This is a genomic window from Pseudoalteromonas sp. Ps84H-4, from assembly GCF_024124645.1.
Classification (GTDB): Bacteria; Pseudomonadota; Gammaproteobacteria; order Enterobacterales; family Alteromonadaceae; genus Pseudoalteromonas; species Pseudoalteromonas lipolytica_C.
In genome coordinates, this window is sequence record NZ_JAMXSK010000014.1 from 43,357 (window position 1) to 67,323 (window position 23,967).

25 protein-coding genes are annotated in these 23,967 nt (G+C 40.4%); 12 read left to right on the forward strand and 13 right to left on the reverse strand.

The window, feature by feature from the left end:
- The first annotated feature begins 27 nt into the window (after positions 1-27).
- From arsC to NH454_RS13110, 3 genes are read left to right on the forward strand one after another with little or no spacing between them, the layout of a single operon-like run.
- Positions 28-375 (forward strand): arsenate reductase (glutaredoxin), encoded by a 348-nt coding sequence (gene arsC / locus NH454_RS13100; protein ID WP_135925505.1) that lies wholly within the window; start codon positions 28-30, stop codon positions 373-375.
- On the forward strand, positions 375-929 hold the full coding sequence (wrbA, locus tag NH454_RS13105; protein ID WP_135925508.1) for an NAD(P)H:quinone oxidoreductase: 555 nt from the start codon (positions 375-377) through the stop codon (positions 927-929). The genes arsC and wrbA overlap by 1 nt, the downstream gene beginning before the upstream one ends.
- Complete coding sequence (locus tag NH454_RS13110) at positions 926-1,381, forward strand: DUF2069 domain-containing protein (RefSeq protein WP_235382261.1); 456 nt, start codon at positions 926-928, stop codon at positions 1,379-1,381. The genes wrbA and NH454_RS13110 overlap by 4 nt, the downstream gene beginning before the upstream one ends.
- An 86-nt stretch (positions 1,382-1,467) precedes the next feature.
- Here the strand turns inward: NH454_RS13110 and NH454_RS13115 are convergent, their stop codons facing one another.
- Positions 1,468-2,805, reverse strand: a complete 1,338-nt coding sequence (locus NH454_RS13115) for an ankyrin repeat domain-containing protein (protein WP_135925513.1) — start codon at positions 2,803-2,805, stop codon at positions 1,468-1,470.
- A gap of 248 nt (positions 2,806-3,053) precedes the next feature.
- Complete coding sequence (locus NH454_RS13120) at positions 3,054-3,647, reverse strand: ABC transporter substrate-binding protein (RefSeq protein ID WP_135926296.1); 594 nt, start codon at positions 3,645-3,647, stop codon at positions 3,054-3,056.
- A 238-nt stretch (positions 3,648-3,885) separates the two neighbouring features.
- Here NH454_RS13120 and NH454_RS13125 point away from each other — a divergent pair, with 238 nt between their 5' ends.
- On the forward strand, positions 3,886-4,422 hold the full coding sequence (locus NH454_RS13125; protein WP_253039320.1) for an acyloxyacyl hydrolase: 537 nt from the start codon (positions 3,886-3,888) through the stop codon (positions 4,420-4,422).
- A 39-nt stretch (positions 4,423-4,461) separates the two neighbouring features.
- Complete coding sequence (locus tag NH454_RS13130) at positions 4,462-4,608, forward strand: DUF2897 family protein (RefSeq protein ID WP_135925518.1); 147 nt, start codon at positions 4,462-4,464, stop codon at positions 4,606-4,608.
- 30 nt (positions 4,609-4,638) lie between these two features.
- Here NH454_RS13130 and NH454_RS13135 read toward each other — a convergent pair whose 3' ends face one another.
- Together NH454_RS13135 and bamC are read right to left on the reverse strand one after the other, a co-directional pair.
- Positions 4,639-6,006 (reverse strand): YjiH family protein, encoded by a 1,368-nt coding sequence (locus NH454_RS13135; protein WP_135925521.1) that lies wholly within the window; start codon positions 6,004-6,006, stop codon positions 4,639-4,641.
- 70 nt (positions 6,007-6,076) lie between these two features.
- Entirely contained in the window at positions 6,077-7,138 is a 1,062-nt protein-coding gene (gene bamC / locus NH454_RS13140; RefSeq protein WP_135925523.1) for an outer membrane protein assembly factor BamC, read from the reverse strand.
- A 368-nt stretch (positions 7,139-7,506) separates the two neighbouring features.
- Between bamC and NH454_RS13145 the strand changes: the two genes are divergently transcribed.
- Both NH454_RS13145 and bcp read left to right on the forward strand, forming a co-directional pair.
- On the forward strand, positions 7,507-8,040 hold the full coding sequence (locus NH454_RS13145) for an ACT domain-containing protein (protein ID WP_253039321.1): 534 nt from the start codon (positions 7,507-7,509) through the stop codon (positions 8,038-8,040).
- Between the two features lie 10 nt (positions 8,041-8,050).
- The gene (gene bcp, locus NH454_RS13150) at positions 8,051-8,530 is read left to right on the forward strand and encodes a thioredoxin-dependent thiol peroxidase (RefSeq protein ID WP_135925528.1); all 480 of its coding nucleotides are present in this window, start codon (positions 8,051-8,053) and stop codon (positions 8,528-8,530) included.
- 116 nt (positions 8,531-8,646) lie between these two features.
- Here the strand turns inward: bcp and fadR are convergent, their stop codons facing one another.
- The gene (fadR, locus tag NH454_RS13155) at positions 8,647-9,360 is read right to left on the reverse strand and encodes a fatty acid metabolism transcriptional regulator FadR (protein ID WP_054561887.1); all 714 of its coding nucleotides are present in this window, start codon (positions 9,358-9,360) and stop codon (positions 8,647-8,649) included.
- A 267-nt stretch (positions 9,361-9,627) separates the two neighbouring features.
- On the opposite strand from fadR, the gene nhaB reads away from it, so the two are divergent.
- Complete coding sequence (gene nhaB, locus NH454_RS13160) at positions 9,628-11,208, forward strand: sodium/proton antiporter NhaB (protein WP_253039322.1); 1,581 nt, start codon at positions 9,628-9,630, stop codon at positions 11,206-11,208.
- 77 nt (positions 11,209-11,285) lie between these two features.
- On the opposite strand, the gene tyrA is transcribed toward nhaB, so the two are convergent.
- The 6 genes from tyrA to ffh form a co-directional block, all read right to left on the reverse strand.
- Complete coding sequence (gene tyrA, locus NH454_RS13165) at positions 11,286-12,419, reverse strand: bifunctional chorismate mutase/prephenate dehydrogenase (RefSeq protein WP_138556842.1); 1,134 nt, start codon at positions 12,417-12,419, stop codon at positions 11,286-11,288.
- Positions 12,420-12,696: 277 nt separating this feature from the next.
- Positions 12,697-13,056 (reverse strand): 50S ribosomal protein L19, encoded by a 360-nt coding sequence (gene rplS / locus NH454_RS13170; RefSeq protein WP_130051062.1) that lies wholly within the window; start codon positions 13,054-13,056, stop codon positions 12,697-12,699.
- A 33-nt stretch (positions 13,057-13,089) separates the two neighbouring features.
- Positions 13,090-13,857 (reverse strand): tRNA (guanosine(37)-N1)-methyltransferase TrmD, encoded by a 768-nt coding sequence (gene trmD / locus NH454_RS13175; protein WP_135925535.1) that lies wholly within the window; start codon positions 13,855-13,857, stop codon positions 13,090-13,092.
- Positions 13,857-14,390: a ribosome maturation factor RimM gene (rimM, locus tag NH454_RS13180; protein ID WP_135925538.1), complete on the reverse strand. Its 534-nt coding sequence runs from the start codon at positions 14,388-14,390 to the stop codon at positions 13,857-13,859. Before rimM ends, trmD begins: the two co-directional genes overlap by 1 nt.
- A gap of 17 nt (positions 14,391-14,407) precedes the next feature.
- On the reverse strand, positions 14,408-14,656 hold the full coding sequence (gene rpsP, locus NH454_RS13185) for a 30S ribosomal protein S16 (RefSeq protein WP_036967110.1): 249 nt from the start codon (positions 14,654-14,656) through the stop codon (positions 14,408-14,410).
- Positions 14,657-14,899: 243 nt separating this feature from the next.
- A complete protein-coding gene (ffh, locus tag NH454_RS13190; RefSeq protein ID WP_135925540.1) occupies positions 14,900-16,276 on the reverse strand; it encodes a signal recognition particle protein in 1,377 nt (458 codons plus the stop codon).
- A gap of 242 nt (positions 16,277-16,518) precedes the next feature.
- Here ffh and ccsA point away from each other — a divergent pair, with 242 nt between their 5' ends.
- The 3 genes from ccsA to NH454_RS13205 all read left to right on the forward strand — a co-directional run bounded on the left by ccsA (position 16,519) and on the right by NH454_RS13205 (position 19,659).
- Positions 16,519-17,322: a cytochrome c biogenesis protein CcsA gene (gene ccsA, locus NH454_RS13195; protein WP_135925543.1), complete on the forward strand. Its 804-nt coding sequence runs from the start codon at positions 16,519-16,521 to the stop codon at positions 17,320-17,322.
- A 61-nt stretch (positions 17,323-17,383) separates the two neighbouring features.
- Positions 17,384-18,652, forward strand: coding sequence for a CNNM domain-containing protein (locus tag NH454_RS13200; RefSeq protein WP_135925545.1), 1,269 nt, complete (start codon positions 17,384-17,386; stop codon positions 18,650-18,652).
- 167 nt (positions 18,653-18,819) lie between these two features.
- Positions 18,820-19,659: a mechanosensitive ion channel domain-containing protein gene (locus NH454_RS13205; RefSeq protein WP_135925547.1), complete on the forward strand. Its 840-nt coding sequence runs from the start codon at positions 18,820-18,822 to the stop codon at positions 19,657-19,659.
- Positions 19,660-19,706: 47 nt separating this feature from the next.
- Here NH454_RS13205 and NH454_RS13210 read toward each other — a convergent pair whose 3' ends face one another.
- A complete protein-coding gene (locus tag NH454_RS13210; RefSeq protein WP_135925550.1) occupies positions 19,707-20,315 on the reverse strand; it encodes a hypothetical protein in 609 nt (202 codons plus the stop codon).
- Positions 20,316-20,451: 136 nt separating this feature from the next.
- Positions 20,452-22,026, reverse strand: a complete 1,575-nt coding sequence (gene gshA, locus NH454_RS13215) for a glutamate--cysteine ligase (RefSeq protein ID WP_138556841.1) — start codon at positions 22,024-22,026, stop codon at positions 20,452-20,454.
- A gap of 393 nt (positions 22,027-22,419) precedes the next feature.
- Between gshA and NH454_RS13220 the strand changes: the two genes are divergently transcribed.
- Positions 22,420-23,967 carry a PAS domain-containing methyl-accepting chemotaxis protein gene (locus tag NH454_RS13220; protein WP_135925554.1) on the forward strand — a complete coding sequence of 516 codons (1,548 nt, stop codon included), beginning with the start codon at positions 22,420-22,422 and terminating at the stop codon, positions 23,965-23,967.

The following is a 23,967-nucleotide window of genomic DNA, read 5'->3' on the forward strand; positions in this document are numbered from 1 at the left end:
CAAATTATTAAAATCAGAGACCACGCTATGTCTGTAACTATTTACCACAACCCTCGTTGTTCTAAATCACGTGAAACCCTTGCCCTATTAGAAAGCAATAATGTGCAGCCAAGTGTTGTTGAATACCTAAAAACACCACTTAATGAACAACAAATTGCAACGCTTGTGACACAGCTAGGCTTTACCTCAGCGCGTGAGTTAATGCGCACAAAGGAAGATATCTACAAAGAGCTTGAACTGAAAAACGAGCAAGACGAGAACAAGTTAATTGCTGCGATGGCGGCCAATCCAAAACTAATCGAGCGTCCTATTGTTGAAAACAATGGCAAAGCTGCTCTAGGTCGTCCACCAGAAAACGTATTAAGCGTACTTTAATGGCTATAAACATTGTTGTGCTATACCACTCAAGCCATGGCTCTTTGGAAGCTATGGCACATGAGATAGCCGAGTCAATTGAGCAGCAAGGTGCTACTGCCCTACTACGCACATTTGTGCAGCGTCAGCCGCACGATATTGTGATCAGCAAAGATGATCTAATTAATTGCGATGGTTTGGCATTTGGCACCCCGACACGATTTGGCATGATGGCCTCACAAGCAAAGAGCTTCTGGGAAACCACCAGCGACTTATGGTTGAAAGGTCAATTAATCGACAAACCAGCTTGTGTGTTTTCGTCATCCAGTAGTATGCATGGTGGTAATGAAGCCACCTTATTAAATCTATCGCTGCCATTATTACATCACGGCATGATGTTGCTCGGTGTGCCTTATGAGGTGCCTGAATTACTCGCAACTGAAACTGGTGGAACGCCTTACGGGGCCAGTCATGTTGCTGGTAGCAACAACAGCAATGTATTAAGTAAAGACGAAATTAAAATATGCCAAAGTGTTGGAAAACGTTTGGCGCAAATTGCGAGTAAATTACAATGAGCGTGGACACTGAATTAAAACAGCCCGTAGCCAAAAAGCCTATCACTAAACGATTTCAACGTTTTGCGTTAATAGGTTATGTTGGCTTATTAGTTTTGATGCCGATTTGGTTGTTTTTAATTGCCCCAAGAGAAGGACATAGCAATGCCTTTATCTTTGTAGTTTATATACTTCCCCTGCTGCTACCACTTAAAGGCATTATTCAAGATAAACCTTATACCTATGCATGGGCCAACTTTATCGTAATGTTCTATTTTATCCATGGTTTTACATTACTGTGGGTGGCACAAGAGCAGCTGATTTGGGTGTTACTTGAGTTAATTTTTGCTAGTTTGATGTTTATTGGCTGTACCTACTATGCACGCCACCGTGGACAAGAGCTTGGTCTTAAGATACGTAAATTAAAAGAAGAGCTGGCTGAAGAAAAAGCCGCTCACGAGCACGATAAATAATACCGATTCTTTTATCTAAAGATGAAACAAAAAACGGCAACCAAGGTTGCCGTTTTTTTATGTCATATTTGCTAATCGTTAACTAATCACACTAACTCAGCTAAGGTAGCTAAAGCGACGATACTTGCCAGACCAACTTGCCCGATTAAGCTAAGTAACGAGAACATTCTTAATAAGAAAAGTCCCCATGGATGGCGTATATGCGGGTAAAGTGCGCATCGCTTCAAACTGGTAGCAAAGAAAAAGCACAGAATAGAAACCAGCGTAAAGCTAAGTGTTAACTCACTTTTAATGGCAATACTGTCATCAAAGAAGAAAAACAATTGCACAGGAAATAGCAAGGTAACTATGGCGTGCAAGAGGTGCACTTTTTTAACGCGGTCAAACTGCCCTTCAGGCGAAAGCTCTTTAATCCCGAAGTCATGTTCAAGAACCTTGACTAAATTATCAGCTTTAATACTCACAGCTAACCGATAACAACTTAAGCCATCTTTATTACGTACTCTGAAGTCAAAACCATTTTTGAGTAACAAAACGAGTAAAGGCGCATTTTCAGCGAACACTGCGTAATGAAGAGCTGTGTTGCCTTTATTGTCTTGAATGGTTTTATCTTGGTGCTCAAGCAGGGTTTCAACAACATTGACATACCCTTTCTCTGTTGCCCACATAAAAGCCGTTTTACCATTCTCATCAGCTAGGGTGCCAGTAGCCCCTTGTTCAATAAAGCGCTTAGCCATGGTTTGTTTGGCGCTTTCATGGCTTAAGTGAGCAAGCAATGCTTGTTCTAAAAGAGACACCGAATCAACATCCGGAGAGATCAACTTAAGTAACGTGAAATAATCCTCACCGTGCGCAACTTTTTCAGCGGCTAACGCAGTTAGCTGCTCTAAATCAGCCACAGAGTCAGGGATAAATCCGCTAAAACGTTCTCTAAAGTCTACTTCGGTCCAAAGAGTCAGCACATCTTCTGCAGACATCTTAGCCCCTTGCTCCAAGACATGCTCAATCACCGTAAAGTATCGGCGATTAAATAACTGTTGAATCAATGTAATGGGCGTTTTTACCGCTGATTGGGCAAATGCACTTGCGTATTTTTCTAAACGCTGGCACAACATCAGCACTAAGCTCTCAGGAGTATATTCATTTTCTAAAAAGTGCTGTTTCATCGCATTGATATAGTTCAATGCAGCTTCGTCAAACTCAGAAATATGTTGAAAATAGCACTCTTCGAATGGATCTAGTGGAGTTAACCAAGAAAGATAATAAATAGGCGGAAGGACTGTCGCACAGACACCATCATCTTCATTGGTTGAACGACATGCAGGCCAAGCTTCTAAAGCGTCTAAAATATAAGCCCCGTTTTGCTCAGCTAATCCTTTGATCAGTAACGGGTACTCCTTTGGCCAAATTAGTACATTTTCCATTAAAACAACACAACTCCGCTCACGCATTATTAGGTGACTTATTAAGCTCTACGTTATAGCAAAAACTAACTGACACTGAGCTTAATAATGAAACAAAACAACGAGTATCTAATTCGATACTTCAAGATGAAAAAACTAGCTTGATTCTACCACAGAGGGCAATTGGTGCTAGCGCAAAGTAGGTGATTTTTAAAGAAAATAGAAAAGCAGTGGTACATTGGTAATACTCACTGCTTGGTTGGAGACTGCTACTTACTTGCTAACTCTTGAGTCACTTTATCAATGCCCACTTGGCTGATACGTTGAAGTACTTCTTTTTGCTTAGCACTTAATAAAGAAATACCTTCAGCAACAATATCATATACCTTCCATTGCTTATCTTTACCTTGGCGAAGTTTAAAGTGTAAATCAATAGTCGGCGCATTATCATCAATGATCTGAGTTTTTACCGTTGCATATCCGTCATCTATCAACTGTGATGGATCGAACACTACTTTTTGCCCAGTGTATTTCATCAATGCACCCGCATAAGTTACTGTTAAGTAATGCTCTACAGCTGCGATAAAATCGATTGCTTGCTCACGTCGCAACCCTTTTATGTGTTTACCCAACAACTTATATGATACGAACTTGGTATCCATATGGGGCAGCAAACGTTTTTCAACAATACTAGCCATTGCCTCAGTGCTAGCGTCACCTTTGGAGTTTACATTAGCAATATCAACAAATAAGTCTGCTGTGACTGACTCTAACAATTGCTTTGGCGAACGGTCTTCGCTAGCAAACACGCTTGTAGTAAGTAACGTTGCAATTAGCAAAAGTGAGTTAACTAATTTGGTCATCATCGTATTCGCTTGTGATTGAAAATTTCCGCCAATATACCGATATTGAAACCACAAAAAAAGAAACAATACGTCAACGTTTTAATGCCAAATTGGCATCAATCAGTTTTTACCAAGTTTTTCAATGGATTGCTTAAAAAAGCGAGAATATGCACAAGTTCTGTGTGTTTACGCACATTGAAAAAGCAATGTCACCACCCCTATCTACTTGCTCAAAGTCATAGTAAGAATTACCGATATGAAATTAAAACAGCCACTAAAAGCACTTGCACTAAGCACAGCATTACTATTAGCACCATCGATTGATGCCGCCCAAAATCATGGCTATGCCATTGATTACATTCAAGGTGAAGGTGATGTGAAAGGGTTAAAACTTGCCTATCAATACCATTTACCAAACGAAAAACTGCCTTTTGAACATGCTCGGGTATACTTCGAATCAAGCTTTAATGTTTGGCAGTATGGCAAAGACAACAGACATCAAACGAATATCGTGTTAGCTGTTTCTCCAGTGATCCAATACCCGGCGTTTAATGTGAAAAACATACCTGTTCATGTGGAGTTTGGTATTGGGGTTTCACTGTTGGATGATACCCATTTTGCAGGCAAAAATGTTAGTACTCACTACCAGTTTGAGGACAGATTAGGATTAGTAGCAGACCTAGGAAACAACACAAGTTTAGCACTCAGATATTTACACTATTCCAACGCCGGATTTAAAAGCCCTAACCCTGGACTTGATTTTATTTCACTGTCTTATGCCAAACGATTTTAAGTGCTACTATTGTGCTGCATATATTTACAGGATTTCAAGATGGAAACATGGCAAATTATAGGCATTTTTGTTGCAGTATTTGGTGTAGTAATTGGGAACCTTATGTTGCTAAAACATGCTGCGAAAATGGACTTCAAGGTACCTAAAGATGAGACTGGTAAAGATAAAAAAAGCCCTGATGAATAATCAGGGCTTTTTTAAAAAGGCTTAGCTTATTTATACTAGCCAATGCGCCATTAAGACAATAACCGGTAATGTCACTAAGGTTCTCAAAATAAAGATGAAGAATAGCTCAATAATATTTACCGGAATTTTACTTCCTAAAAGCAAAGCACCGACTTCAGACATATAAATCAATTGGGTTACACTCATTGCTGCAATAATAAAACGTGTAACGTCACTTTCGATACTACCTGCAGCAAGAATTGATGGAATAAACATATCTGCAAAACCAACCATAATAGTTTGTGCTGCAGCTTCGGCTTCAGGTACTTGAAGAAGCTCTAAAAATGGTACAAATGGTTTACCCATATACTCAAATATCGGCGTGTATTCAGCAATGATCAGAGCAAATGTGCCCACCGCCATAACCACAGGTAATACTGCGAATACCATATCAAATGCGTTGTGAAGACCTTCTTTAACTGTACCTACAAATCCCGGCGCAGTGCGCGCTTTAGCGAATGCGACATCTAACGAATGCGAAATTAAGGTTTTACCTTCAGGTACCAACTCAGCATCTTTATCGGGCTCGCTACCATCAAAATATAAATCTTTCTTAAAGCGTAATGGTGGTAAACGAGGCACAATCAGTGCTGCCACTAAACCGGCTAAACACACAGTTAAATAAAACGGTGCAAATAAGTGCTCAAGCTTTACTTGACCAATAACAACTAAACAAAAGGTAATTGATACAGCTGAGAAAGTAGTACCAATAATGGCAGCTTCGCGTTGTGTATAGTGTTTATCTTCATACTGACGAGCGGTCATCAAAATACCCACACTACCGTCACCTAACCAAGATGCCACACAGTTGACTGCACTTCGACCTGGCACACCAAAAAGTGGGCGCATCACTTTAGTTAATAAGGTACCCACTAGCTCAAGTAGACCGAAGTTTAATAATAACGGTAATAATAATCCCGCTAAAACAAACACAGAAAACAACACGGGCAATAAGTCGTTTAACACCAATGCACCGGTATTACCGGAAATAATCATTTCTGGCCCTTGTTTTGTATAGGTCAGAATAATAAATACCATCCCCAGTAATCGAACACTCAGCCAAAGCCAACTAACATCAAATAAATGTTTAATTATAAAGTACTTAAGTAATGGCTGTGGTTTAAACAGCTTTATCACTAAAGATAAAATACCGGTGATACAAACAATACTGGTAATCAAACCCAGTGCAAAAGGTGCAATCCATTGTTGCACTGCTTTTGCCATAACAGCAATTGGGATGGTCATTGCTTCACCTATGGGTACCGGCGTCATGAATAAGAAGACACCTATAAGTGAAGGAACGAAAAAGGTGAACAAGGTTCGCATGTCGATGCGATTTGTTGCGTTTAAGTTAGACATATTTTCAACCTGTAGAAACCACAAAAAGAGCGGCTAGGCTCTTTTTGTGGTGGTTTAATTTTTTTAATTATTAAATATTAATTCCACGCTGACGCAGCGCGTTTTCTAATGCTTGTTGTAGGTCATTCATTGTACCAGGCTCTAGCGTAGCACCTTGCGAGTCCATCCAAGTTAAACTTGTACCACCATCATTAGTGCGGCTAACGAGAATTTGGTACTGGCCATCTTCAATTGGTAACTCAGCAACTTCTTCGCCCCAAATTGAATCCCAAACACTTGACTCTGGCTTTTTATAATCAGCAGTGATCAAACCACGCTCTTGGTCAATCTCAACAATTGTGAAAGATAAACGCTCTAAGAAACCAGAAAAACGATCGAATACCATGCTGTATTCTTGCTCAGTTACAAGCGCAGCGTTGCCTTTGTTATCAAAGCCCATTTCAAGAGAAATAATGCCTTGTTGCTTACGCATTTCCACTTCTAACTGACGGTAGCGGTAATCAAACTCAGCAATAATCTGGTTAAGAGCACGCACTTCTAGTTGTTGCTGTAAAAGTGGCGTCAATTGTTGTGAACCGCTTTTATAATCAACAAGTTTTGAGGTTAAAGAAGCTGTACGTTGATGCGACTTCTCTTCAATTGTAAATAAAAAGCGTTGTTGAGATACTTCTTTTTCACTTTCCCAAAACCAACCATCTTCAGGTTTAATAATTGTATACCAGCCTGTTTCGATGCTATTTGTTGCTTTGTCAGCTTTTTCTACAGAAGTATTTTTCTCTGCTAATACCGCTTTTATAGAGTCCCAAATGAATGTATCTAGATCTTCAATACCATCATTTTTATCAAAATAAACCCGAGCTAATTTATCACCTTCTTCCACCCAAGTTCCTTGCGCGATGGTAATAACCTGTGCTGGCGGACGATAATTTTTTGCTTCAGGGTTGTTGTCGTATTGTGCAACATCCATTTTGTAAGTCGGATCTTGAGTCGGTTGCGCAAGGCCTGCTGGCGCTTTGACCGGTTCATTTGCACGATAATTACGCTTATGGTGTGCTTCATCAGTGAACACACTGCATCCTGTTAAACTTACCATTACGCTTACAGCAAGCGCCTTTGAGATCCAATACTGCACAGATATTTCTCCTTAGCAAACCCTTAATTTTTTAACAAATATATGAGTGGGTAATGCCGATTTGGTTCACTGTAAAATCATTTATAACTTTACATTTATTGTTTTTATGCAAATAACCCGAGCAATTTGGGTTAACGCGTCATGTATATGTTTACTTATCGCCTTGCAAAATTTTAACTATGGTACTTTCTGATGCCCCTAAAAACAAGAAAGAGCACACTTTATTAACGGCTTAATTAATCGCAGCTACCGTTAACGATGTTAATTATGGTAAACTTCGCCGCCGTGCAGTATTAAACTCACGTGAAATCAAGGCTTATTGGCTTATACCCATTGGTATTATTTAATTACTAGGTACTTAAAATTCCATGACTGCTTTTTCAAATCATCAGATCGTGCTCACAGCGATTGGCGAAGACAGGCCCGGTATCGTTAGCGAATTAACTCAGCTAGTGAGTGATTGTCATTGCAATATTATTGACAGTCGCATTGCTATCTTGGGTAATGAATTTACTTTTATCATGTTATTAGCAGGCGATATGTCTGCAATTAGCCGAATCGAGCATACCTTGCCTACAAAAGGAATGGAACTTGGTTTATTAACCATGATGAAACGCACAGCAAGTCATATTGCATGTGAATTTTGTGCCGGTTACACCCTTGAATATACGGGTATCGACACACCGGGTACATTAAGCAAAGTTACTCGTTTTTTTGCTGACAACAACATCAGCATTTGTTCACTTAAGTCAGACACTTATGAAGAAGGCAATGAACTAAAAATGCGCTGTGAACTGGAGTTTAATATCCCTGTCGACGTTGATATTGATAATTTTAAAGTGAGCTTTGAAGATCTTTCTCGTAGTTTGAACGTAGATTATATCTTTAGACGCATTCGTTAAGGAGCACAGTATGAAGAAAATTAATCCTCTACAAGCAGGTGACACAGCCCCTGCTTTTAGTCTACAAAATCAAAACGATGAAACAATCGTGTTAGCCGATTTATTAAAAGAGCAGCAAGTACTGGTTTATTTTTACCCGAAAGCATCAACACCGGGTTGTACTGTGCAAGCAGAGAACTTACGTGACGAAAAAGCTGAGCTTGCTAAATTTAACACCCGTATCGTTGGTATAAGTCCAGACCCAATCAAGCGTTTAAAAAACTTTGAAACCAAAAAAGAGCTGAACTTTGATTTATTAGCTGATGAAGATCATGCCATAGCAGATGCTTTTGGTATTTGGGGCTATAAGAAGTTTATGGGTAAAGAATACGAAGGAATTCATCGTATTAGCTTCCTTGTAGGTCAAGACGGTAAAATCAAACACGTGTTTGATAAGTTCAAAACCAAAGACCATCATCAGGTTGTTTTAGATTATCTCGCGCAAAACTAATTTTTAAACAAAAAGCGTTACTTTTGGTAACGCTTTTTGCTAAAAATACTATCTTCACGTACAAAAAACCCAGCAATCGAGCTGGGTTTGTAATTTTAAAGCAGCAAAACAGATTATTAATCCATGATGTCTTCAGGCATATCGCCACGAATTTGCTGCCAAATCTCACCTGTTTGATGACCATATTTACGCATCATCGAAATTGCACCATCATGTTCACGTCGCTCAGCAAGTTCTGTTAGGTCTTTATAGAACTGACGTGCTAATTCGCGTGTACGTGAGTCAGAGAAGTAGTGACAGCCAATTTTAGAGTAAAAACCTTTAAAGCCATTTAGTATCAACACGTAAATACGGTTATTACCAGCCACAGCAAGCTCATGGTGAACTTTGTAATCATAATCAGCAAATGCCTGAGCGCTGTCTTCTAGCTCTTCGCTCTGCGAAAGAATTTCAATTACACGCTCAGGTGCTAATTTAATAGCTGCACGCGTGTAAATAGCACTGATATTGGTTCGTGCCGAAAGAAGTTGATCGGTAAGCTCTGGCATTTTATCTTCATCAAGACGTGCGAGTGTCTCTAAGATATTAAGACCAGACGTCTCCCAGAAATTATTAACACGTGTTGGTTTACCGTGTTGGATCGTTAGCCAGCCATCACGCGCTAAACGCTGAAGTACTTCACGTAAGGTTGTACGTGTTACACCAATCAGCTCTGACAATTCACGTTCTGCCGGAAGAATCGATCCCGGCGGAAAGTCACCATTCCAAATAGATTCAACAATGTATTCTTCAGCAAAACCTGCTGGGCTTTTCGCTTTAAAAATTCTCATTCATTTTCCACTTGAGTTAGCAACTTTTATTATCGCAATGTGCGAACAACCCACTGATTGTACCAGATGATCCGCAACTAACAAGTAAACTAAGTCCGGTGTGCATAAAAATCTATTATTTATAGCTAAATAAAAGCCCTTTCGGCCCAATAAGACACCAAAAGAATAATACTTTAAGTATAGTAAATATACCTAGTTAACAATTCAAATAAGCTCTAAGCTTAGTTAACTTGAAATAACAACAAGCACAAATAATAAGGTACAGCGATGCAGCAGCGGATTTTACCAGCGATCTTTAAAAATTTTTTGGGGACCTCGCCTCAATGGTATAAATACACCATTGTCGCCTTTTTACTAATAAACCCTATATTATTTCAACTTAACCCCTATCTTGCGGGTTGGGTTTTAGTGTTAGAGTTTATTTTTACTCTTGCTATGGCTTTAAAGTGTTACCCTCTTCAGCCTGGAGGCTTACTTGCCATTGAAGCCATGTTCATTGGGATGACGTCGGCTGGGCAAGTTGAGCATGAAATAGTACAAAATATTGATGTTATTTTGCTGCTTATCTTTATGGTGGCAGGTATTTACTTTATGAAAGACTTGCTTCTGTATATCTTCACAAAGCTTGTTGTTTCAGTGCGAAGTAAAACTGTATTGTCGCTGTCGTTCACGATTGCTGCAGCTTTTTTGTCTGCTTTCTTAGATGCGCTAACTGTTATGGCTGTTGTCATTGCTGTAGCGATGGGTTTTTACAGCATTTATCATAAAGTTGCTTCGGGAAAGGACTCGAGTAGTGAACATGATATTAATGATGATAATCAAGTACGCCCGGTCAATCGTCAAGAGCTTGAAGAATTCCGTGCTTTTCTCCGTAACTTATTAATGCATGCTTCTATAGGCACCGCTTTAGGAGGAGTGTGTACGATGGTAGGCGAACCACAAAACTTAATTATTGCTGAGCGAGCTGGCTGGCTATTCGGCGAGTTTTTCTTTCGCATGTTACCAATCACCCTGCCGGTTATGATTGCGGGTATATCCACAACTATTTTATTGGAAAAAACCAAAGCGTTTGGTTACGGTGCGAAACTGCCCGCCCCGATTCACACTATTTTATCTGATCATGCGAAAAAGCTTGAGAAAAAACGCACAACACGCGATAAGGTAAACCTAGCTATTCAAGCTGTTATTGCAGTTTGGCTTATCATTGGCCTTGCTTTACACCTTGCCACTGTTGGTCTAATTGGCTTGTCTGTGATTATTTTTGCCACAGCCAGTGCAGGAATTATAGAAGAGCATCAACTTGGCAAAGCCTTTGAAGAAGCATTGCCTTTTACTGCTTTGTTGTGCGTATTCTTTTCTATTGTTGCCGTCATCATTGACCAACATTTATTTACCCCCGTAATTGCTTGGGTTCTGACCTTTGAAGGCCAATTGCAACTTGTGATGTTTTTTATTGCCAACGGTATTCTGTCGATGGTCAGTGATAATGTGTTTGTGGGTACTGTTTATATAAATGAAGTTGCAGCTGCACTCGAAGCTGGTCAAATTACTCGTGACCAGTTTGATTTATTAGCTGTAGCAATTAATACCGGCACCAACCTTCCAAGTGTTGCCACACCAAATGGACAAGCTGCGTTCTTATTCTTACTTACTTCAACGTTAGCCCCTGTGTTGAGGCTATCTTATGGGCGCATGGTTTATATGGCGCTACCTTATACCATAGTGTTGACAGTTGTCGGTTTAAGCATGACCTTATTCAGCCTTTCTGATATGACTGATTTACTGTATCAATGGGGTCTAATTAATCACCACACAAGTGCGTTACCAGGCTCCTTAGGTGGCCATTAGGGCAATTATTGCCAACAACACATTTGAAACTAAAAAGCCCGCTTGATGCGGGCTTTTGGTTTAATTAAACAAAATTATTAATCTAACACTTTCGCATCGTTTGCTTTATTAAGTAAGCTTCGGCTTTGTGTTAAGAAATGTGCAGTTGCATCAGAGAAATATTCTTTTGCGTTAGCAAAGGCATTTATTAATGACTCTTTATCACCAGCTTTTAGCTTCTCAAGAGTGTCTGCAAAGGTGTCTTGATAACTCGCAAGTAACGGCTCTACATCATCAAATTGCGCCAGCATGATGTCAGAGTACAACTCTGGTGACTGGGCAAATAAACGCCCTACCATCATTAACTCTAACTGATAAATAGGTGAAGAGCAGCTACGTAGCTCTGCTAACGTATGGCTTTGTTTAGCTAAGAATTGTCCGTACACAAACGTTGTTAAGTGGCGCATTACTTGGATGATTTGCATCGCTTCATCATGCTTTTTGGCATCCATTTCAACTACTTGACAACCCCAGATCTGTAATTGTGCCATTAGCCCTTTTGCTACTTCATGATTTCGCCCTTCACACACTACGACCGTTTGTTTTACCCAGTGCGAAATATCTGGACCAAACATTGGGTGTAAACCTACCACAGGGCCGCTGTGAGCCGCCATGAGGGCTTTTAAAGGCTTTTGTTTAACTGAGGTAATATCAACTAATAAACAGTCATCATCGAGTGTTGGTAATGCAGCAACGACTTGCTCAAGTGCATTAATTGGCACACTTACAAGTACAAGTTTTGCACCAGCTAATATCGCTTCGCTGTCGGCTTGTTGCTCTTTATCTAAAATTCGTACATCGTATCCTGAGCGAATGAATTGTTGTGCAAACAATTGACCCATCGCACCTTGCCCACCGACAATCACAATAGGAGATAACTGAGGAGCTGAACAAGCCAAACTCCCTTGTTGATTTTGATATGCTTCACGCATCATACGACGCAGAATATCTTCAACTAACTCAGGGTTAACTCCTTGCGCAATCGCTTCTTGTCTTCGCGCTTCAAGTAAATCAGCTTCGCGATCCGGCGCATGCAAAGGGGCGCCAATTTGCTGCTTAATTGCACCAATTTTAGCCGTTATACTGTTTCTTTTTGCCAACAAGGAAACTAACTGCGCATCGCATTCGTCAATTCCTGTCCTTAATTCATCAAGCTCATTCACTGTTACCACGTTAATACACCTCAAACCCAAAAACGTACAAAAATATATACAAAAAAGTAAAGCTTTCAATACGAATTATAGTAACAGGATAAACAGCAAAGCACAAAGCCCTAACACTTCTACACGGCTTGAATCACAAGGGAATATTTAAATTAGAAAGAGATATTAAGAAGTGCTGACAACTAAATTTGAAAGTCGTAACTAGATATTTTTTGCTATAAAAACCAAAACGGGTTGCAACCTAAGGCTGCAACCCGTTTTATTTTGCGTTGTAAAACAGCGCGTATTAGTTAAGTTTTTCTCTAATACGTGCAGATTTACCAGAACGCTCACGTAGATAGTAAAGTTTCGCACGGCGAACAGCACCGCGACGTTTAACTGAGATACTATCGATAAGAGGGCTGTGCGTTTGGAATACACGCTCAACACCTTCACCGCTCGAAATTTTACGAACTGTGAATGCTGAGTGAAGACCACGATTACGCTTAGCGATTACAACACCTTCAAAGGCCTGTAGACGCTCTTTGTTACCTTCTTTTACACGTACCTGTACAACAACTGTATCACCAGCGCCGAATGCTGGTACGTCTGATTTAAGCTGCTCTTCTTCAAGCGCTTTAATAATATTTTGGTTTACTTTTGCCATTATATTTCTCACTTTCCTAGGTGTAACTGTCTTCTAGCCACAAGCTTGTTGGTACTCTTGCTGGAACTCAGCAAGAAGTGCCGCTTGCTCCTCAGTCAGAGCTAGGTTATGCAACAAGTCAGGACGACGTAGCCAAGTTCTGCCAAGTGATTGTTTTAAACGCCACTTTGCAATTTCTTGGTGGTTACCACTGAGTAATACAGCGGGAACCTGCTTATCATCCAATGTCTCTGGCCGTGTATAATGAGGACAATCAAGCAAGCCATCCGAAAATGAATCTTGCTCAGCTGACTGGTTATGCCCTAACACCCCTGGTACTAATCGTGCTACTGCATCAATTAGCGTCATAGCGGGTAGTTCACCACCACTTAATATAAAATCGCCTATTGACCATTCTTCGTCAACGTACGACTCTATAATTCGCTCGTCTATACCTTCATAGCGACCGGCAATTAGAATCAACTTATCTGAGTTGGCAAGCTCGCTTGCCCCTTGTTGATCTAATTTGCGCCCTTGCGGGGACATATAAATTACTTTTGCACCATCACCTGCCGCTTTTTTTGCGTCAAGAATGGCTTGTTTCAATGGTTCAACCATCATTAACATGCCTGGACCACCGCCATAAGGGCGATCATCCACGGTCCTATGCTTATCAGTTGCATAGTCACGTGGGTTCCAGCAATTAAAGTCGATTAGACCATTTTTAACTGCACGACCTGTAACCCCTTGGGTAGTTATCGCATCAAACATGTCCGGGAAAAGGCTAATCACCCCTACCCATAGTGAACTTGTTTGTGACATTAAAACCCTGGATCCCAGTCTACGGTAATTTCTCTTGCATCATGTTTAACTTCTTTGATAACAGAGTCTGTTAAAAAAGGAATCAAACGTTCTGCTTGGCCAAATGCATCTTTTTTGTTTGCTTTCACAACCAAAACATCATTTGACCCTGTCTCCATTAGGTCATCAACAGTGCCTAAGTCGTAGCCTTTATCGGTTACAACTGACATGCCGATGAGATCTCGCCAATAGAATTCACCTTGCGGTAATTCTGGAAGCTGCGCTGCATCCACGGAAATTTCTACATTGGTCAAAGCCATTGCTTCGTCTCTGTCGTTTACTTGCGCAACTTTAGCGATAAAGCCTTTGTTGTGGCGACGCCAGTCGACCACTTCTAAGGTCTGCCATTTACCTTGTTGCCCTATCAACCATGGGCTGAAATCGAAGATCCCTTCGGGATCATCAGTAAATGAATGCACCTTAAGCCAGCCCTTTATACCATACGGGGCACCGAGCTTTCCTACTGTAATATACGAGGTGTTCTCTTGACTCATGGTTACTCTTACGCCTATTAAGCCGCTTTACGAGCGTCTTTAACTAATTTAGCTACGCGATCTGAAAGAGATGCACCTTGACCTACCCAGTGTTCAACACGAGATAAATCTAAACGTACTTTTTCTTCCTGACCAGAAGCGATTGGGTTAAAGAAACCTACTTTCTCGATGAAGCGACCGTCACGCGAGAAACGGCTATCCGCAACCACAATTTGATAGAAAGGGCGTTTTTTAGCGCCACCACGTTGCAAACGAATAGTTACCATACCGTCCTCTACATTAGATTGACTGTTTTCATTAATAAGATTTACTCCCCAGTACGGGAAGCTGGGGAATTGTACGAGTTTTTTGCAACATTGCAAGTAAGAACTGCTGCAAAATGTAAGTTTAGTTGATTAAACACTGATCTGGGCTTTAAATCTTACACTCAGCTAACAACTACGCATAATTTATCTACAAAAAAAGGAGCTATATGCCCCTTTTTTGTACACGCTCAATGATAAGCTCAATTAAAATTTTGGACCGCCACCCATCATACCCGGTGGTAACATACCTTTCATACCGCGCATCATTTTCTTCATGCCGCCCTTGCCTTTCATCTTCTTCATCATTTTTTGCATTTGCGTAAATTGCTTAAGCAGTTTATTGATCTCTTGTACTTGGGTACCAGAACCAGCAGCAATACGTTTTTTACGAGAGCCTTTAATGATTTCAGGACGTGCACGCTCTTTTGGTGTCATTGAGTTAATGATCGCTTCCATTTGCACGAAAGTTTTATCGCCCATTTGACCTTTTACAGCATCTGGAAGGTTTTGCATACCCGGCAGCTTATCAAGCATCGACATCATGCCGCCCATGTTCTTCATCTGACGAAGTTGCTCTGCAAAATCATCTAATGTGAAACCGTCACCTTTAAATACTTTCTCGGCAACTTTAGCAGCTTTCTCTTTATCTACTTTCATCTCGACTTCTTCGATTAATGAAAGTACATCACCCATACCTAGGATACGAGAAGCAATTCGGTCAGGGTGGAATGGTTCAAGTGCATCTGTACGCTCACCCACACCCATAAACTTAATTGGTTTACCGGTAATATGACGAATCGATAAGGCAGCACCACCACGAGCATCACCATCGGTCTTGGTTAAGATCACACCACTTAAAGGCAGTGCTTCATCAAATGCTTTTGCAGTATTTGCCGCATCTTGACCTGTCATCGCATCAACAACGAATAAGGTTTCAATTGGATTAATTGCACTATGAAGTGCTTTGATCTCGTCCATCATGTCGTTATCGACGTGTAAACGACCCGCGGTATCAACTAATACCACATCAATGAATTTCTTCTTCGCGTGCGAAATAGCGCTGTTGGCAATATCTACAGGCTTTTGTGAAATGTCACTTGGGAAGAACTCAACACCCACTTCATCAGCCAGTGTTTCAAGCTGTTTGATTGCTGCCGGACGATAAACGTCGGCACTCACAACTAATACAGATTTCTTTTTACGCTCTTTTAAGAATTTAGCTAGTTTACCAACACTGGTTGTTTTACCCGCACCTTGCAAGCCTGCCATCATCACTACTGCTGGCGGCTGTGCATTAAGGCTAAGCTCTTCGTTGGCTTCGCCCATGGCTTTTTCAAGTTCTTCACGAACAATCTTAATAAAGACTTGGCCTGGGCTTAAGCTTTTCGTTACTTCAACACCAACGGCACGTTCTTTAACTTGCTTAACGAACTCACGAACAACAGGTAAGGCAACGTCCGCTTCCAAAAATGCCATACGGACTTCGCGTAATGTATCTTTAATATTGTCTTCAGTTAGGCGTCCGCGGCCACTGATATTTTTTAAGGTTTTACCTAAGCGTTCTTGGAGATTCTCAAACATGTAAAGTTTCCGATAAAACGAGTTTCACCTAAATTGCTTGTAAAACGTACAGTTTATTCGGCAATAAAGGCAATATTAAAATTTAATTCCTAGCAGTATACCGTAAATGATGGCCGACAATACAGTATTCAAGTGCGCTGTTTGAGTTTCTTTTTACAAACTCTATGCTTTTGCCTTGCTATAAAATACAATGGCATCAATGAGACAAGGATTTATCGAATAAATTAAGTGGCCATAATACGATGATTATTAGTTTAACAATTATTGCTAGTTTGTTTTATGTGTTAGCGACATCGCATGTGCTTTCACGCCTTTTTCACAAACAAGGTCCAAGCCAGAAACTCACCGTGATTTTGAGCACCGTTGCTATTCTTGCTCATATGCTACTGTTGGTGAACTCTGTTTTTCGCGCTGATGGCCAAGACCTAAGCATTGTAAACGTTGCCTTATTGACCTGCTGGGTCATTGTGGTGTCGGTAACGGCCGTGTCACTTAAATTTCCTGCGACCCTTTTATTACCTGTAGTCTACGGTTTTGCAGCCATACTAACGCTCGCCAGCTTATTTATTCCACATCACGTTATTTTACAATCAATAAATGTTGAGCTCGGCTTGGTAACACATATTTCGTTATCTCTATTAGCTTACTGTGTACTAATCATCGCCACTTTATATGCTGTGCAGTTTTATTTTATCGACAAGCGTTTAAAACGCAAAGACTTGGCGATTGTACATAGCCATCTTCCCCCATTAATGGTGGTTGAGCGTCAGCTGTACCAGTTACTGACGTTAGGCACTATCTTACTTACCTTTGCACTGCTTTCTGGGTTTATCTTCTTAGAGGGGATGTTTGCAAGTGAGTTTATCCATAAAACAGTGTTATCGTTAGTAGCCTGGTTGATTTTTACTGTGGTCACTGTTGGACATTTGCGTAAAGGCTGGCGTGGTAAGCCTGTTGTGTTTTCGATCATGATAGCCGCATTTGTCTTGTCACTTGCTTATTTTGGCAGCCGTTTCATTCAAGAAGTGATTCTAAATAAGTTTTAACTTGACTCAGCAAGCTGTCTCTAGCTTAATATGCACTGATTTATAAAAAAAGGATCCATCGTTGGACGACATATCGACTAGTACCCTGTTTATTGTATTGGGATTATTGATACTTATTTCTGCTTATTTTTCTGGTTCTGAAACTGGGATTATGTCAATTAACCGCATTCGCCTGCGTCATCTTGCTAAAGAAGATCACCGTGCAGCGAAGCGCGTCAGCAAACTGTTAAGTCGCCCTGACAGACTTATTGGTCTGATCTTGATTGGTAACAACTTAGTTAATATTGCCGCAGCACAGGTTGCAACAATCATTGGTATTCGCCTGTATGGTGATCTTGGTATCGCAATAGCTACCGGCGCGCTAACGCTGGTTGTTTTAATCTTTGCCGAAGTAACACCAAAGACACTTGCCGCGCTTTATCCAGAGAAAGTCGCTTTTCCAAGCTCAATCGTGCTCAAAGGGCTGTTAAAAATACTTTTCCCATTTGTGGTTATCGTTAACTGGATGACCAACGGCATGTTGCGTTTGTTTGGTATTACCACAGCACAAATTGAAGAACATAGCCTAAGTAAAGAAGAATTAAAAACCGTGGTGAACGAATCAGGTGCTCTTTTACCTGCCCGCCACCAAAGCATGCTAACTTCAATTTTAGATTTAGAACAAGTTACGGTTGAAGATATCATGATCCCACGCAACGAAATCGTTGCGATTGATATTAATGACGATTGGAAACTTATCAGCCGCCAGCTTACTCATGCACAGCACACACGCGTACTGTTATATCGTGACCAAATTGATGATGCTGTTGGCTTTATTCACTCACGTGATGCACTGCGCCTATTAACTAAAGAACAATTTGATAAACCGTCATTGTTACGTGCAGTTCGTGAAATTTACTTCATTCCTGAAGGCACATCACTAAACACGCAACTACTTAAGTTCCAGCAATCGAAAGAACGTATTGGTTTAGTGGTTGATGAATATGGCGATATTCAAGGCTTAGTAACACTTGAAGATATCTTAGAAGAAGTAGTGGGTGATTTCACAACAACGCAAACGCGTACACCAAGTGAGGAAGTCACCGAGCAAGATGATGGCTCAGTACTTGTAGATGGCGGTGCTAATATTCGCGATTTAAATAAAGAAATGGGTTGGGAGCTACCAATTGATGGGCCGAAGACCCTGAGTGGTTTAATAGTTGAATATTTAGAAGATATCCCAGACTCAAACCTCAGTTTGCGTATTGCTGGCTATCCAATCGAAGTTCTCGAAGTTAAAGAAAACATGGTTAAACTTGTTAAAGTACTGCCAAGTAAGCGTACTACTTAATCATCATTAATTTTCAACAAAAAGGAGTGGTCATCCACTCCTTTTTTGTATCTAAATTCTTATTTCCTTTCTGAAGTTTCATATTTACAACGTACGCTCCCGCAAACCGCTAGTGTTTCGGCTACTATTAGTAGCTATTTAACTGCCGCATTTAATAAGGAGCAATCATGGACGAAATATCGATCGAAAACATTTATAATCAAGCAATTGAGCTACTGCTACTCTATGGACCTAAATTCATTCTCGCTATTGTTGTTTTAATAGTTGGGTGGTGGCTTATCGGTCGTATCTCAAATATGGCTGAAAAATCAATGACCAAGGTTAAGTTTGAAGTGGGACTTACACACTTTTTGGTGTCATTTATTTCGGTCATTTTAAAAGTACTTCTGCTAATTTCAGTTGCGTCAATGATAGGAATTGAAACGACTTCATTTATTGCAATGCTTGGTGCAGCCGGTTTGGCCGTTGGAATGGCCTTACAAGGCAGTCTTGCTAACTTTGCAGGTGGTGTGCTTATCCTGTTCTTTAAGCCTTTTAAAGTGGGTGATGTTATTGAAGCCCAAGGCTATATGGGCACAGTAGTTGAAATTCAAATTTTTGTTACCGTTTTACTTACCTATGATAATGAAAAAATTATTATTCCTAATGGCACTCTTTCAAATGGTTGCGTTAAGAATAAGTTCTCAGAGCCATTACACCGGGTTGCGATTGAATTTGGTATCAGCTACGGCGATGACGTACATAAAGCCCGTGATGTGTTAATGAAGGTATTAAATGACTATGATCTAGTTTTGAAAAATATCGAAGAGAAAAAGCCGGTTGTACATGTCAGTCAACATGGTGAGAGCCATATTGGTATGCTCGTTTGGGCTTGGGTTGAAACAGACAATTATTGGCCAGTCTATTTTGGTTTATACGAACGTGTGAAAATAGCATTTGATGCTGAAGATATTACCATTCCGTTCCCACAACGCGATGTGCATATACACCAGTTCCCTGGTAAATAACCATTAAAAAGCCCGCATATTGATGCGGGCTTTTTAATATGAAAACCTTAACTAAATAAGCGTTCAAACCAGTTTTTATCTAGATCAGCTTCGCACTTTTTAAGTTGTGCGCCATACCGGCTAGCTCGGTGTTTTACTTTATTGGCAACACTCATCAACCACTTTTTACTTTTATAAGTACCGCGTTTATAGCCGCCCCACCCTTCATGGTAATTCAAGTACTGCGCGTAGGCGTCCCATTTTGATATTCCGTTTACTTTATGAGTTTTATAAACAAACCAAGCCATAAAGTCTATCGCATCATCAAAATCGTCTCTGTCTGCCCCACTATTACCAGTTTCGCGAATGTAATCTGACCAAGTTGGCGTTTTTGCTTGCGAGTATCCATACGCTGAACTGGCTCGGCCAATAGGAATGACCCATAAGAAATATTCCATAGGTGGCGCTGCATCATGACGAAATGAGCTTTCTTGATACATCATACTCATGAGTACGTGTTTAGGTGAGCCCCACTTTTCTTGCGCATCACGCGCATCGTAGTACCAGTCAGGCTTTTCCTCAAAAATCTTACAAATATCATGAGGTTGCTCTGGAGGAGCCGTTGCGCAACCCGCCATTAAAGCGGCCAGCGATAAAATAATTAAACTTTTTTTCATTTTTTTATGTATCTCGCTGAACTTTTTCTCATCAGGTCAGTCTGAACTTATGAATGCAGCAGTATAGCATTGTTTCATCCCTGAAGAATCTTTGACGCAGCCTCCCTAGGCTGCGTTTTTTTATGTACTCACCTTATTAAGCTTTAGCAAAATAATCATCTAAAAACGCAGTAAAAGATAGCTTGTCTGCTGCTTTTACTTCTCGCTCTTTAAGCACTGAATCAGATGCCTGTTTAGTCAAAAATGCATGATCATAAAATTGATAATCAGCCTCGACATGGTTTTGCTTATATTTTTGCGCAAGTGTTAAGGCAAAAAGACCATTATCTTGATTTTCTTTTGCAAGTGCACTGACATATCGACCAGAGAAAGTTTTATTAGGGTTTTTGACCCAACTTGCAAGCTCTGCGATTGTTTCGCTGTAATAGCTCACACCATATGCGTTATCCATATAGTTAGCCACAGCAGCTAGATTAGTAAATATAGATTCAGCCCAGTCAACAAGCAGAACCTTTTCACCTTGCTTATTCAACGTAAGCTCAGGGTCTCGGCCTTCATTTACAACCGCATCAAGATTAGCTGTACTTAACTTTTGTTCCTGCCAATCCATTTCTGGAGACTCAGACAATAAACAATAGGTCAAAAATACGTCTAAAAAGCGAATTTGCTGTAAATCAATACCGGTTTCACTGAATGGGTTAACATCTAGCGCGCGTACTTCTATATACTCGATCCCACCTCGTAACAAGGCATCAGTAGGTGTTTCTCCTGAGGCTGCATTACGTTTAGGACGTATCGGTGAGTAAAATTCATTTTCAATTTGTAGAATATTTTTGTTCAGTTGTTTTGGCTGCTCACTACGGTAGTCATCAAGGTGACCATATAGGTCTGATGGCGTATGAATCGCTTCTTTTAAACCTGCTACATATTCTTCTAATGAATTGTACATAACTCGTAAAGACGATTGTGCGCTATTAGTATAACCAAGGTTGCCTAATCGCAGTGCCGTACCGACTTCTAAATAAAGTGTGCCTTTACCTAGTTTCTTAAACGGTAAGTCTGTTTGACGACCCTGCAAGAAAGAATTACACAACGCAGGCGAAGCGCCAAATAAGAAACTAATTAACCATAACTCGCGCTTAAAGTTGCGAATGAGCCCTAAGTAACCATTCGAAATTGAATCTGCAAGTGTGCCTTGGCTGCCGTTTAAACTATACAGGCTTTGCCATAAGCTTTCAGGAAAGGAAATATTGAAATGAACACCCGCAATCGCTTGCATCATACTACCATAGCGATTTTTCAACCCTTCTCGGTAAAGAGTTTTCATACGGCCGATATTTGAATCACCAAACTGAGCTAGTACGATATCATCTTGGTGCTCAATAAAGCATGGCATACTAATCGGCCACAGTAGTTCGTCACCCATTTGAGATAAGGTGAACTTTTGTAAGTCTTTAAGTTGAGCTAGGGTTTCCTCAGCTGAGGTGCTCACTGGAGTAATAAATTCTAATAACGATTCTGAAAAGTCAGTGGTGACATGATCATTGGTTAAAGCGCTACCAACGCCTTGTGGATGACCTTGCCCTGAGATAACACCATTTGGTTTGATCCTTAATGCTTCTCGCTCGATACCACGTTTAATCCCATTAATTGCGTTAGGAAATTGTGCCGTTAACGCTTCTAGCGTTTTATTTAAATCATGTTTTATCAAAAATGCTTCCTCGAGCCGCGTGGCTGTAATCCTAAGGGTATGGGGGCAAAAAATAATTACTCAAGTGCGAAAAATAACATTCAATTACCACCTCACCACTTGAAGCACAATCTTGCCATTGTGAATAGCATTATACAATTGCTTTAGTGGCACTTAATTAATGCTAAATCTATTCATCTGTATAATTTTTATCACTAACTTGTGAACATTAGACCTTTTGCCTAATATGAAAAGGTGAGGCTAAACACAATAATTCTCGCAAGATATTGTTTTAGATCAAGGGAAAGGTGAAATTTTTAAAACTTTAACAGTTATCAATATGTTCCCCCTTCCCTTACATTTTTCTGAGACTATAATCCGCACACCATAAAAAAGTACATTTCAAGGACTCATATGCGTCGTGGGCAAGAAATAATCAATCAAGAAGTGACATACTCCGAACATCAAGAGCTTGTCTCTACAACAGATTTACGCGGCATCATCACATACGTAAATAAGGAATTTTGTACCATTGCTGGTTATACCGAAGAGGAGTTACTCGGGAAAAACCACAATATAGTACGCCACCCAGATATGCCAAAAGCGGCATTTAAAGAGATGTGGGAAAAACTAAAGCAAGGCCATTCATGGCGTGGCATGGTAAAAAACCTCTGTAAAGATGGTCGCTACTATTGGGTTGATGCGTTTGTAACACCTATATACGAACACGGTCAGCTCGTTGGCTATCAGTCAGTGCGAACAAAACCATCTGAACAGTTAAAAACTCGTGCAATGGCGCTTTACACTAAAATTAATAATGGCAAGTCTGTCGCGTCATTTCGTGAAAATATTTCGCTAAGACAAACATTTTCTACGGTATTATTAGTTGCTGGCATTGTTGCTTTAGCGCTTACTACGTCATGGATTGTTGCCTTAGCTGCAGCTGCCCTCATTGCAGCACTTTTTGCACTCAATTATGACGAACTCATTGTAACGCCTAGCCATTTAAAACAGCAGCGTGCTGAGTTTGACTCGGTATCTCGTTATGTGTATTCGGGCTCCCACCCATTTAGTATTGCGACTTATAATCAGCAAATGTTATTTGCTAAGCTACGTACCGTACTTGGCCGTGTTAAAGACTCTACTTACTCATTTAAAGATATTGCCACCAACCTAGATAAGCAATCATCGCTAACAGAGCAAGGAATTGCTGCACAGGGTCATCGTTTAAGTGATATTGCCGCTGCGATGAGTCAGATGAGTACAACTATTGGTGAAATATCTGCAAACACTCACCACACTGCTGAGAAAGTCAATACAACGTACCAAAGCTGTAATGATATAAAACTTCACATTGAAGAAAATAGCTCTATGGTGTCTGATCTGGCTAACCAAGTTGAGCAAGCAGCGAGCACCGCTAACTCTCTTGCCAGCGAAGCAGACAAAATTGGCCAAGTAATGAGTGAGATTGAAGGTATTGCTGAACAAACAAATTTATTAGCGCTCAACGCAGCAATTGAAGCAGCTCGCGCCGGTGAACATGGTCGTGGTTTTGCGGTTGTAGCTGATGAGGTACGTGCGCTTTCATCACGCACTCAAAATGCTACATCACAAATTCACAGCTCAATAAAAGAAATTCAAGATACCTTGTTTAGCTGGTCGAAAGTAATGCAGTCAACTAAAACGCAAGCTGATAGTTGTGTTAATACAACGGCCCATACTAAAACTGAGTTAGCGAGTATTTTTGCGCAAATAAATGAAATTTCAGGTCTTGCTGCAGAAATTTCGACAGCAGCTGAAGAGCAACAAGTTGTGAGCGCTGATATTCGCGAAAATGTCGACAGCATCAAAGAACACAGTGAGGAAAACTTAAAACTTAGCTACAACGTCGCTAAAGACGCTGCAGGGCTGGTTGAAGGTTCACGCAAAGTAAATGATATGCTGTTAACGTTTAAGGTTTAA